Annotated in this window: 11 protein-coding genes; 1 reads left to right on the forward strand and 10 read right to left on the reverse strand. The window is 65.7% G+C overall.

Going from position 1 to position 12,095, the window contains the following annotated elements:
• The first annotated feature begins 22 nt into the window (after positions 1 to 22).
• Positions 23 to 637: a YqgE/AlgH family protein gene (locus tag QZV93_RS04690; RefSeq protein ID WP_295556400.1), complete on the forward strand. Its 615-nt coding sequence runs from the start codon at positions 23 to 25 to the stop codon at positions 635 to 637.
• Positions 638 to 676: 39 nt separating this feature from the next.
• Here the strand turns inward: QZV93_RS04690 and QZV93_RS04695 are convergent, their stop codons facing one another.
• The 10 genes from QZV93_RS04695 to cyoE form a co-directional block, all read right to left on the reverse strand.
• Positions 677 to 4,534 carry an EAL domain-containing protein gene (locus QZV93_RS04695; protein ID WP_295556402.1) on the reverse strand — a complete coding sequence of 1,286 codons (3,858 nt, stop codon included), beginning with the start codon at positions 4,532 to 4,534 and terminating at the stop codon, positions 677 to 679.
• Complete coding sequence (locus tag QZV93_RS04700; RefSeq protein ID WP_295556403.1) at positions 4,531 to 5,130, reverse strand: GNAT family protein; 600 nt, start codon at positions 5,128 to 5,130, stop codon at positions 4,531 to 4,533. The genes QZV93_RS04695 and QZV93_RS04700 overlap by 4 nt, the downstream gene beginning before the upstream one ends.
• Positions 5,130 to 6,425: a pitrilysin family protein gene (locus tag QZV93_RS04705; protein WP_295556405.1), complete on the reverse strand. Its 1,296-nt coding sequence runs from the start codon at positions 6,423 to 6,425 to the stop codon at positions 5,130 to 5,132. Before QZV93_RS04705 ends, QZV93_RS04700 begins: the two co-directional genes overlap by 1 nt.
• Positions 6,422 to 7,831, reverse strand: a complete 1,410-nt coding sequence (gene thrC / locus QZV93_RS04710) for a threonine synthase (RefSeq protein ID WP_295556409.1) — start codon at positions 7,829 to 7,831, stop codon at positions 6,422 to 6,424. The genes QZV93_RS04705 and thrC overlap by 4 nt, the downstream gene beginning before the upstream one ends.
• Before the next feature lie 101 nt (positions 7,832 to 7,932).
• A complete protein-coding gene (locus QZV93_RS04715; protein ID WP_295556410.1) occupies positions 7,933 to 8,691 on the reverse strand; it encodes an SURF1 family protein in 759 nt (252 codons plus the stop codon).
• Between the two features lie 4 nt (positions 8,692 to 8,695).
• Complete coding sequence (locus QZV93_RS04720; RefSeq protein WP_295556411.1) at positions 8,696 to 9,088, reverse strand: DUF983 domain-containing protein; 393 nt, start codon at positions 9,086 to 9,088, stop codon at positions 8,696 to 8,698.
• A gap of 83 nt (positions 9,089 to 9,171) precedes the next feature.
• Positions 9,172 to 10,131 carry a cytochrome c oxidase subunit 3 gene (locus tag QZV93_RS04725; RefSeq protein ID WP_295556412.1) on the reverse strand — a complete coding sequence of 320 codons (960 nt, stop codon included), beginning with the start codon at positions 10,129 to 10,131 and terminating at the stop codon, positions 9,172 to 9,174.
• 126 nt (positions 10,132 to 10,257) lie between these two features.
• Positions 10,258 to 10,896: a cytochrome c oxidase assembly protein gene (locus QZV93_RS04730; RefSeq protein ID WP_295556413.1), complete on the reverse strand. Its 639-nt coding sequence runs from the start codon at positions 10,894 to 10,896 to the stop codon at positions 10,258 to 10,260.
• A gap of 24 nt (positions 10,897 to 10,920) precedes the next feature.
• Positions 10,921 to 11,058, reverse strand: a complete 138-nt coding sequence (locus QZV93_RS04735) for a hypothetical protein (RefSeq protein WP_295556414.1) — start codon at positions 11,056 to 11,058, stop codon at positions 10,921 to 10,923.
• 49 nt (positions 11,059 to 11,107) lie between these two features.
• The gene (cyoE, locus tag QZV93_RS04740; protein WP_295556415.1) at positions 11,108 to 12,034 is read right to left on the reverse strand and encodes a heme o synthase; all 927 of its coding nucleotides are present in this window, start codon (positions 12,032 to 12,034) and stop codon (positions 11,108 to 11,110) included.
• Positions 12,035 to 12,095 lie beyond the last annotated feature (61 nt).

Raw genomic sequence — 12,095 nt, forward strand, 5'->3', positions numbered from 1 at the left:
CCATGGGGGCTAGTCTCTCGTCATGAGCACGCCGAGAACGAAGCGGAAAAAGCGCGGCGACAGCAGTCTCAAGGGGCAGCTTCTTGTTGCCATGCCATTGATGACCGACAGGCGGTTCGCCCGCTCGGTTATATACTTGTGCGCTCACTCCGACGACGGAGCCATGGGCCTCATCATCAATCACCGCGCCGATCACATCAGCTTCCCCGATCTTCTAGATCGCCTCGGTATCGCTCCGCACGGCGCGGAGGAGGGCATTTCGAACGACATCCTGGAGCGGCAAGTGCATGTCGGCGGCCCGGTCGAAACGGGGCGTGGCTTTGTGCTTCACTCTTCAGACTATCATTCCAATGAATCGACGCTGCCCATCGACCATGACGTGAGCCTCACCGCCTCGATCGAGATCCTGAAGGCCATCGCCCAAGGTGAAGGCCCGATCCATGCCATGCTTGCGCTCGGCTACGCGGGTTGGTCCGCGGGCCAGCTTGAAAGCGAGATCCAGGCCAACGGCTGGCTGCATTGCCCGCCCGATCTCAACCTTCTTTTCGACCAGGACATCGAAGGCAAGTACGCGCGCGCTCTGGCGAAGATCGGCGTCGATCCGTCCCATCTCGTGAGCGACGCCGGCCACGCCTGAAGACAGGCATCCCCTGCCCGTTGCGTAGTGCCAAAACCTTCAGTTCGACTTGCGCGAAACTCCGGCCAGCCGTGCCAGGCTCTCGGCGATCGCCGGCGGCAGGTTTGAGAAATCCGGATCTGCCGGACGCGCTGACGCGGCACCGGGCGCGGCCGTCGTGGTCGCTGGCCGCGGCGGATTGGGCCGCTGTGCGGCAGGCGCCGGGCCTGCAGGTGCGCCGCCCCCCGCACTGGGAGATGGGCTGAGCGGTGGCGGGAACGGATGCATGGGCGGTCCACCGACCGGCGGCGGCGGCGCGGCGACCGGCGGCTGCACCAGGATCGGCCGCGTCGGAACATCGGCGCCCTGCGGCGGCATGGGCGGAGGCATGGCGCTCGGCATCGGCGGCGCGCTTGCGAAACCGGGAGCAGGCGGCGGCACTGGCGGCGGACGGACGGACACGGGCGGCGGGACATCTGCTGGACGCAGCGGCGGCGGCCCGCCAGAACCGGGCAACAAACCTGGCGCGACCAGAGGCGGGCGCGACTTGCTGGGCGCGGCCGGCCGGGTCGTCGCATCCGCGGGCGCGACGTCGGGCAGAACGTCGGCCAGCCGCGTCACAAGCTGCGAAGGAGCTTGCACCGGGGCCATGCCGGCCTGCTTCGGCGCCGGAGCAACGGGCGGCGGCATCGCCGGAGGCGGCACCGGCTGCTCGTGCGCACCGTTGACCGGCTCTTGACGCAGGCGGCCACGCCGAGCAAAGCCGCCGGCCTCGGTGGAAGCGGATTGCGGATGGGCTCCGTTGGTACCATGTGGGCGCGCACCGTTCGCGCCGTTCGCCCCATTCGTGTGCGCTCGCGGCGCGCTTCCGTTGGCCGGCTGGTCCTGAGAGGCCCCAACGGCGGCGTCCGGCCTCCTGCCCTGCGACTTTGCGCTCTTCTTCTTCGGCTTCGGCCGGAACACGCCGACCGGCTTGTTCTTGTTTTCGCTCGTCCGCACGGCAGCGAGCACCTGCGCGACCTCGGACTCCGCGATGGCATTGCCGCAGTAGGGTCCCTGCGCATATTCGCATTCGATCGAGCGCAGGAAACCAACCTCGCTGGCGGTTTCGACGCCCTTAGCGACCACCTTCTTCCCGAGCTCATGCGCGAGCGCCACCATCGAGCGCACCAGCGCACTGTCGTTGCCGCCCTTGACGGAGCCCGCCTGCATGAAGGCCTGATCGATCTTGATGGTATCGAACGGCAGGCGCTCGAGATAGGAGAGCGACGAATAGCCGACGCCGAACTCGTCGAGCACGATCTCGGCACCCGCGCCTCTCAGCCATTCGAGGATCTCGGTCGATTGCTCGGGATTCTCGAGCGTCACCTGCTCCGTGACTTCGATGCGGATCGACCCCTTGGGCACGACGGCGCGCCCGAGGATATGGCGGATCTCTTGTACCACGTCCTGCCGGAAAAGATGACGGCACGAAATGTTGACGCTGACGAACAGCGGCGACTCGGCACGCTGGAAGTCCTTCTGCCACTGCACGACATCACGCGCCGATCGTTGCAGAAGATAGGCGCCGAGCTTGGCAACGAGATCCGTGTCCTCGGTGAACGGCACGAAGGCCGCCGGATCGATCGCACCGAGCTGCGGATGATCCCAGCGCGCGACTGCTTCGAATCCTGCGAGTTCTTCCGTCGGCAGGTAGATGACGGGAAGATACGCGACGCGCAGCTGGTTCTTCTCCATGGCGCGCCGCAAGTCCGCCTCGAGAACCCGCCGCTCGTCCTGGTCTCCGCGCATCTCGGGCGAGAACACCTCGATACGGTCGGCGCCGGCCCGCTTGGCGCGGAACATGGCGATCTCCGCCTTTTTGAGAAGGTCCTCGTGGCTGGTTTCCTCACCGTCGTAAACGGCAACGCCGATCGAGCCCGTGAGCACGATCTCCTGCCCTGCGATTTTGATCGGCGAACGCAGTGACCGGCGGATGCGCTCGGCGTGCTGCGCCAGCTCCGCCACAGGCTGATCGGCGAGCAGCATCAGAGCGAAACGGTCGCCCGCGATCCGCCCCAGCGTATCGTTGGGACCGAGATGGCGTTGCAGACGGCGCGCGATGGTGAGCAGGAGACTGTCGCCCAGCACAAGACCGAGCGAGGAGTTGAGGCTGGTGAATTTGTCGATGTCGATGATGAGCACCGTCGGACGCACCTGGGGCTCGGACTTTGCCCGCCCCATCGCGACCTGCAGACGATCGAGCAGCAGCTCGCGGTTCGGCAATCCCGTCAGGCTGTCATGGACCGCGTCATGCAAGAGACGTTCGTGCGCACGCTTGGTATCGGTCACGTCGCGCAAAAGGCCGACACACTTGAACGAGCGCGGGTCGGAGCCCGGCACGCCGGAAGCCTCGAGTTCGAACCAACGATAGTTGTTGTCGGCCTGCCGCAGACGGAAATCGCATTGCACCTTGCCGTCGCGGCGCTCCTGCACCGTGAACAGGGCGAGGCGGAACCGCTCGCGGTCGGAGGGATGCAGATGGCGCAGGAATTCGTCGGTTCGCGCCGAAAGGTCACCGGGCGATAGCCCGAGTAAAAGCTCGACCGTCTGGCTGACCTTTACCTCGTCGCGCCGCGCATTCCATTCCCAAACCGCCGCCCCCGACGCCTCGACCGCGATCGAGCGCGCCTGTAGCTCGGATGGCGCCGCACCATAGACGGGCTCTCCCGCCCGGAAGGCGTACTGCGTGACGGTAAATCCGATCGAGACCAGGATCAGCACCAGCCCCGAAACGAGACCGAAGACCACCACCTCGCCCGAAAGCTTGCCGGTGAGCGCGACGGCCGCGCCGAACAGCCAGACCAGGAACAGGATCCACGTCGGGACCAAAGACAGTGCGCGATCCTGCCCGCGCAACGCCAGGTAAAGGATGAGACCGGTGCCGGTAAGACCGATGAAGCCGAACGACAGCCGCGCAAACGTCGCCGCGAGGCGCGGATCGATGATCGCCACCGCAATCAGCGAGAATTGCGCCAGCAGCCAGACCGTGATCAGCATTCGGATCAGGCCGTGCCAAAGCGCGAGCCGGAGGAAGACGTGCAGGAACACCACGAGGCTCGCGGCGAGCGCCGCCTCGGTGGCTGCGCGATAGACCGCATTCGCCTCCGGCTTGAGCAGGAACAGCTTGTGGAAGAAGCCGAAGTCGACGCAAAGGTAGGCCAGCGCGCACCACGCCACCAGCGCGGCCGCGGGAAACACCAGCTTGTGATTGGCGGCGAAGATGGCCGTGAGAAAGATCGCGAGCAGGCCCGTGAGCCCCAGCATCACGCCATTGAAGAGCTGCCGGTCGGAAATCTTGATTTCATAGTCGAGCGGCTTCCAGAGGTAGAGCCGCGTGAAGCGCTCGGAGGAAAGCTCTGCGACGTAGGTGATGGTCTGCCCGGGCTCGAGCGTAATACGGAACACGTCGGCCCGGTCGCTCTTGATGCGCTCGGGCACGAAACCGATCGAGGGCGTCACCGCTTCGATGCGCCGTGCATCGAGGTCCGGCCACACGATGCCCGACCCGATGATGCTGTAGCGCTCTGCCGAGAGCCAGCGCTCGACCGGCTTGTCGGATGGATTGGTGAGAGCGAACACGACCCAGTTGGGGTTGGTGCCTTGCGTCGTCGCGTCGACCGACATGCGTCCCGCGAGCCCGTCGGCACCGGCTGCCGTCTCGACCTGCAGGCTGTCGCCGCGCGATTCGTAAAGGTCGCCGAGCGTCGTGATCTCCACGCGCCCCTGGTCGGAGCCGATCTCGATCGCCTTCAAGGCGAAGGCGGGCTGAGAATGCACGAGCAGAGCCACGAGCCCCGCGAACGCGAACAGGCTGAGCCTGATGGCGTGCGCCGCCGGCAGTATGCCGCGGACCACCGCTCGCGACAGCCCCCTCATCGCCGGACCTCCCGCGTCATCCAGTCCTCGGCCAGAATGGCAAACAGGAGATGATCCTGCCACGCGCCATTGATCTTGAGGTAGCGCCTCGCCAGGCCTTCCTCGCTGAAGCCGGCGCGCTGCAGCACACCTGCGGAGCGCTCGTTACCGGGCTGTGCGGCCGCCTCGACGCGGTGCAGTCTCAAGGTCTCGAACGCGTGCGGCAGCACGGCGCGCACCGCGGCCGTCATGTGTCCCTGCCCGACGAACGGCAACCCGAGCCAATAGCCGAGCATGGCCGACTGCGTGACGCCACGGCGAACGTTGGACAGCGTAACGCCGCCGATCAGCCGGTCGTGCTCCGCCTCGAACAAAAGATACGCGTAGCCGAGATCGTCTCGCGCCTCGCGCTGGTAGTGCCGGATACGGCGGCGATAGGCGCTCTTCGTAAGATCGTCGCGAGGCCAAGCGGGCTCCCACGGCACCAGATGCGCGCGGCTCAGCGCGCGCAGCTCGGCCCATGGTCCGTAATCGCTGACGAGCGGTGGACGCAGCCAGACGCCGCGGCCTTGGATTACCGCCCACTCCGACGAGTTTCCGGCCCTCAGAAACGCCATCAGGCTGTCTTCGCCTCCGAGCTGACCGACCTCCGGCCCATCCGCTGCGCCGCATCCAACGCCAGCCGCTCAGAAGCTTTACCCGCTCCGACCACGGCCACGGACGGCTTCCGCGCCAGCAGACTCCGCGCGAAAATGCCGACATCCTCGGCAGCGACATCGTCGACTTTGCGGATCAGCTCGTCGCTGCCGACGATCCGTCCGTAAACTAACATATGACGCGCCATCTGCTCGGCGCGAGCCGAGGATGATTCGAGGCTTATTAGCAGGCCGGCCTTGAGCTGAGCTTTCGCCCGGCCAAGCTCGGCAGCCGACGGCCCATTGGCCGCCAGATCCTCGAGCTCGCTGCCCGTCACGTCGATAAGGCTGGCCATCAGCTCCGTTCCAGTCGCCGCATGCACCGCGAGAAGACCCGTATCGCCGAGCCCCCAGGCGGACGAATAGATAGAATAGCAAAGCCCTCGCTTCTCACGGGCCTCCTGAAACAGGCGGGATGACATTCCCCCGCCGAACAGCCCCGAGAAAACTTGAGCCGCGAAATACGCGTTGTCACGATAGGAAGGTCCTTCGAACGCAAGCGCGAGATGGCTCTGCTCGAAGCGTTTTTGATGCCAGCGGACGCCGCCCTGGTAGGTGGCTCGCTCCTCCCCCACAATCTCGTCTTGAGTGAGCCCCCCGAATAGGGCTTCAGCGTGGCGAACCAGTGGCGCATGCTGGATTGCCCCCGCCGCAGAAAGCACCATGCGTTGGGGCCTGTAGTGCCTGGAAAGGAACGCCGAGAGATCGGCGGGCGAGAAGCGCCGCACGTTGGCCGCCGGCCCAAGAATGGTGCGCCCGAGCGCCTGCTCCGGATAGGCAGCCTCGTTGACCAGCTCGAAGGCAATGTCCTCTGGGCTGTCCCGGGTCGAGGCGATCTCCTGCAGGATCACCTCCCGCTCGCGTTCGAGCTCATCGGGGGAAAACCTCGAGTTGAGCAGAATGTCGGCGAGCAACTCCAGGGCGACCCCTTCGTCTCCTTTGAGAACGCGGGCGAAATAGGCCGTGGTCTCGAGGCCTGTGGCGGCGTTGAGCTCGCCGCCCACCGCCTCGATCTCCTCGGCGATCGCCTGCGCCGAGCGCGAGGTCGTTCCTTTGAACGACATGTGCTCGAGAAAATGCGAGATCCCATTCTCCGCCGGCGCCTCGTGCCGCGAGCCGACACCGACCCAGACCCCGAGCGAGGTCGTCTCGAGATGCGGCATGCTGTGGGTGATGACGGTGAGACCGTTACCGAGCCGCGAGATCTCTTCGGTCACTGCGCACCTGCCGCAGCCGCCCGTACCGCATCCTCGACGAAGCCTTTGACGGCCGCGAGATCGTTTTCGAGCACCGGAAAGCGCTCGCGATCGACAAGAAGCGAGGAGAGCCGCGGAGGCAGCGGCGGCCGCTCGCCCGTAATCCGCTCCATGGCGTCCGGGAACTTCGCGGGATGCGCCGTCGAGAGCACGATGCCGGGATCGCCCGCCTGGGTCGTCGTCCGCTCGAGCGCGACGAGCCCGCACGCCGTGTGCGGATCCAGCAGATAGCCGCTTCCCGCCTTCGCGCGCCGGATCGCGTCCGCCACGTCGGCCTCGCTGGCGGACACCGCGCCGAACTCATCCTTGAAGCGCCCCGCACAGGGCCCGAGCTCGAAGCGGCGGCCCTGCACCAGCGCCCCCATGGCACCACGAATGAATCCTGCATCCCGTCCCGACGCCTCGAACAGGTAACGCTCGAAGTTGGACGAGATCTGGATATCCATGGACGGCGAGCTTGTCTCGACCACGCTGCGCATCTCGTAGACGCCCGTCGCGTGCGCGCGCGGCAGGATGTCGTTTTCGTTGGACGCGATGACGAGGCGCGCGATGGGAAGCCCCATCCGCTTCGCCACCCAGCCGGCGAGAATGTCGCCGAAATTTCCGGTCGGAACGGCGAAAGTGACCGCTCGGTGCGGCGCGCCGAGCGCCACCGCCGCCACGAAGTAGTAGGTCACCTGCGCGACGATGCGCGCCCAGTTGATGGAGTTGACCCCTGAAAGGCTCATGCGGTCCCGGAACGCATGGTCGTTGAACATCGCTTTGACCAGCGCCTGGCAGTCGTCGAACGTGCCCTTGACGGCGACGGCGTGCACATTCGCTTCCGTCGGCGTCGTCATCATGCGCCGCTGCACATCCGACACCCGCCCATCGGGAAACAGGATCACCACATCCACGCGCTTCGAGCTGCGAAAAGCCTCGATGGCCGCCCCGCCCGTGTCGCCCGACGTCGCACCGACGATCGTCGCGCGCCGGCTGCGCTTGGCGAGTGCATGGTCCATGAGGCGGGCGAGCAGCTGCATCGCCACGTCCTTGAACGCCAGCGTCGGCCCATGAAAAAGCTCGAGCACCCAGCGGTTGCGGTCGATCTGCACCAGCGGCGTCACCGCTGGGTGGCCGAAGCGGCCATAAGCCTCCCGCGCCATCGCCAGCAGCGTCGGCTTGTCGATCGAGCTGCCGACGAACGGCGCCATGACCTCGGCCGCCACCTCGGCGAACGGCTTGCCCGCAAACGATGCGATGGTGTCCGGAGCCAGCGTCGGCCACGTCTCCGGCACGTAGAGCCCGCCGTCGCGTGCGAGGCCCGCAAGAAGCACGTCCTCGAACGTGAGGGAGGCGGCCTCGCCCCGGGTGGAAATGTAGGTCACGGGCTTGCTGTCCTGGGTTGTAGCGCCGCTCACGAAGAAGCGGCCCATCGGTTCTTACGCTGTAAAGGCCCGCTTGCCGCGGATCAAGCAAAGGCCGCCGATTAGGCCGCCGCGCGAAGCCGCGTCCAGGCAAAGGCCGCAAAAACGGCGATGAGCGTCCCGGCAAGGCCGAACCACGTCAACGCGTACTCGAGATGGCGGTTGGGCAGGTCGACGAGCGTCGCACGCCCCATCGGCCAACCACCGGGAGCGGCGTCCTCCGCGTCGAGGAAAGCTGCAATGGGCGTGCGGTCCGTTCCGGAATAAGCCGAGGCGAAGAGACCGGCATAGTCGCGCCAGAACCAAAGATTGGCCTTGGTATCGTTGTCGGGCGTGAACGTGCCCTTGTGCCCGGGGCCGCGCATCAGGCCGATAACCTCCACCTCGCCGTCGACCTGTCCCTGCGGCCGTTTCGCCGGGTCCTTGAGATCCTCCGGCACGAAACCGCGGTTGATGAACACGACGGCCTTTGTGCCGGCGACCTCGAGCGGCGTATAGACGTGATAGCCAGGTCCCAGCTTCGCATCCGGCGCGTAGAAATAACGTTCCTTGTCGTGCGCGTAACGGCCGCGAATTTTGGCCCGCATGTATTCGAAGCCGAGGTCGTTATCGTGGGTTGCGCTATAGGCATTCAGGAGATCGACTGGCGGCTCCGTCGCGCGCGCCGCGATCGTGGCCAGCAGCGTTTCCTTCCAGGCCTTGCGCTCGAGCTGCCAGAACCCGAGACCAAGCAGGATCGCAAGCGCCACGAGCGTCATCGCCGCTGCTGGCACCAGGCTGCGGACACGAGCCCGGACACTCGGCGCATCAGTCGCGTTCATGCTCTCAATCCTTGGCCAGTCGGCCCTCTTCCGCCTTGTGATGCCACTGCAGCGCGATCAGGATCGCTTTGAGGAAGCGGAGCAGGATGAACGCCAGCAGCGGCGTCAGGATCCCCCACAGCACCACATGCACCCATACCGGCGGTTCATAGCGGAACTCGACGAACAACGCGCCGCCGAGCACGACGAAACCCAGGATCAGAATGGCGAACACCGCCGGGCCATCACCGGTGTCGATGAACTTGTAGTCGAGACCACAGCTCTCGCAGGCGGACCGCAACATCAACCCGTTGCGAAACAGCCCTCCGCGTCCGCAACGCGGGCAGCGCGCGAGCGTCCCCGCAAAAAGCGGATTGACGCCACGCTCCGTCCCTTTGGTCGCCTCGCCACCCGCCATATCAAGTGCTCCTCGGAATGGACAAAGGGGTCGGGCTCAAAGTCCCGACCCCTCATATCGACGTCAGCGCAAGCGATGCGCCGTTAGTGGGCGGCGCCCGCATTGGCGCCAGCGCCCCAGACGTAGATCGCCGCAAACAGGAACAGCCAGACCACGTCGACGAAGTGCCAGTACCAGGCAGCCGCTTCGAACCCGAAGTGCTGCTGCGGCGTGAATGCACCGCGGATGGCGCGGACCAGGCACACCAGAAGGAAGATCGTGCCGATGATCACATGTGCGCCGTGGAAGCCGGTCGCCATGAAGAACGACGAGCCGTAGGCGTGGCCGCCGAAGGTGAAGGCCGCGTGCATGTACTCGTAGGCCTGGAAGCCGGTGAAGATCGCGCCCAGGATCACGGTGGCGAGCAGACCGAGCACGAGACCGCGGCGGTCGTTCTTGAGCAGCGCATGGTGGGCCCAGGTTACCGTGCAGCCCGAGGACAGCAGGATGAGCGTGTTGACCAGCGGGATGCCCCACGGATCGAACGTGCCCTTGAAATAGCCGTTGACCGGAGCGCCCGTCGCCGGGATCACCGCCTCGGTCGCCTCGACCGGCACCGGCGGCCACTGTCCGCCGAACAGCTCGTTCCGCGTTACCATGCCCACGCCTTCCTTGAGATTCTCGATCATGTGCACGTCGGCGGGGAACAGCGCAAAATCGAAGTAGGCCCAGAACCAGGCCACGAAGAACATGACCTCGGAGGCGATGAAGAGGATCATGCCGTAGCGCAGATGCAGCTGCACGACCGGCGTATGGTCGCCGCGGTTGGCCTCCTTGATGACGTCGCGCCACCACAGGAACGCCGTCGTCGCAAGACCGGCGAAACCGGCCAGGAACACCCACGGTCCGTGAATGCCGAACAGGCCCGAGGCGCCCTCTCCGAGCGAGCGCATCCAGATGATCGCGCCGATGGCGGTCACCAGCGCCGAGAGCGACGCAGTGAGCGGCCAGGGGCTGGGATCAACCAGATGGTAGTCGTGTTGCTTGCCGTGCGCTTGGGCCATTTTCGTCTCCGTAAATCCCCGTTCGTTTTATCCCCCGAAAGCCACCGGCCGAAACACGCGCCCGGATGACCTCGAACTTTCGTCTTGAACTCCTGCGGCTCGCCCGCCGGCACGCCGCCGATCTCGTCAGCCTCCCTGCCGCGCCTCGGTGGGCTTCACCTCGGCTTTGGCACTGCCGCTGTCTTCCACCGGATAGAAGGTGTAGGACAACGTAATCTCCTTGATGACCCGCGCATCGCGATCGTCGAGCATCTTGGGATCCACGAAGAACGACACCGGCATGTCGACGCTCTCGCCCGCCGCCAGGGTCTGCTCCGTGAAACAGAAGCACTCGATCTTGCTGAAATACGCCCCGGCATTGTCCGGCGACACGTTGAAGCTCGCTGAGCCCTTGACCGTCTCGTTCGACGTGTTGTGTGCCTTGTAGAAGGCGAGCGCGTTCTCGCCGAGCTTGACCTCGAGCGTGCGCTGCACCGGCTCGAACGACCACGGCATCCCGGGCACCACGTTGGCGTCGAAGCGCACGGTGATCGTGCGGTCGACAATCCTGTCGGGCGCCCTGTCGGCTCGCATCGGCGTGCCGCCGAAGCCTGTAACCTGGCAGAACAGCCGATAGAGCGGCACGGCCGCCCACGTTGCGGCCCCCATGGTGACGAGCGCCGTGAGACAAAAGAGGACGACGCCGCGATTCGAGCCCCGGCGCACCGGGTCCCGCTTCGGCTGGTTTGCCGAGATGCTCGCGTCGTTCTGGCCGTCTGTCGTCACAGGAGCTCCCAATTTCCGTTGCCGCTACTGATGCCCGCCCATACGGACGATAGTCGCCGCATAGAACAGCATCACGAGAAACCCGAGACCGAGCGCAATGGCTGCCGAGCGCAGGCGCTGGCGCCTGAGGCGCTTCGCTTCCTCGTCCGCGTCGTGTGTCACCGTTGCCTCTCGTGCCTTGACGTCGATGTATCCCACGGGGTCCTACAGCCTAGAATTTGAGTGCGAGATGCTCGCCCAGGATGACCCCGAACAAAATGAAGAGATAGAGGATCGAGAAGCCGAACAGCTGCTTCGCCGCATGATCCGCCACGCGGCCTTCGCGGATGCGCCAGACCTTGAAGGCCAGATACAGGAACACGAGACCCAGCACCACCGAGGTGGCGAGGTAGACGACCCCGCCGAGCCCGATGAAATACGGCGTCACGGCCAGCGGCGTCAGCACCAGCGAATAGAGCAGGATCTGGCGGCGCGTCTCGTCCGGGCCAGCCACGACCGGCAGCATCGGCACGCCCACGCGCTCGTAGTCGCGGCAGCGGTAGAGCGCCAGCGCCCAGAAGTGCGGCGGCGTCCACATGAAGATGATGAGAAACAGCAGCACGCTTTCGACGGTCACCGTCCCGGTCACGGCCGCCCACCCGATCATCGGAGGAAACGAGCCGGCGGCCCCGCCGATGACGATGTTCTGCGGCGTCCGGCGCTTGAGCCACATGGTGTAGAAGAAGACATAGTAGGCGATCGTCAGTGCCAGCAGCGCACCCGCGACCCAGTTGACGAGCACGCCGAGCGTCAAAACAGACATCACCGACAGCACGGAGCCGAAGGCGAGCGCCTCATCTGCGGTCACGCGCCCGCGGGGAATGGGGCGCGCCGCCGTGCGCGCCATGCGCGCGTCGATGTCCGCGTCGTACCACATATTGAGAGCGCCCGACGCTCCCGCGCCGACCGCAATGCAAAGGATCGCGATCACGGCCAGAACCGGATGCAGCGAGCCCGGGGCTGCAAACAGCCCGGCGAGCGAGGTGAACACCACGAGTGACATGACTCGCGGCTTCATCAGTTCGAGAAAATCCCCGACCGAAGGCTCCGAGCTGGTGACGGAGCGGGCAAGCGTGCCCTCGGCAGTCAGTCCTGTCATCGTCTCCCATCCTCCCGCCGCGGGTTACCCCCGCTGATACTGCGCGCAATTCTTTGTTGCG

Source organism: uncultured Hyphomicrobium sp. (assembly GCF_902826555.1).
GTDB lineage: Bacteria > Pseudomonadota > Alphaproteobacteria > Rhizobiales > Hyphomicrobiaceae > Hyphomicrobium_C.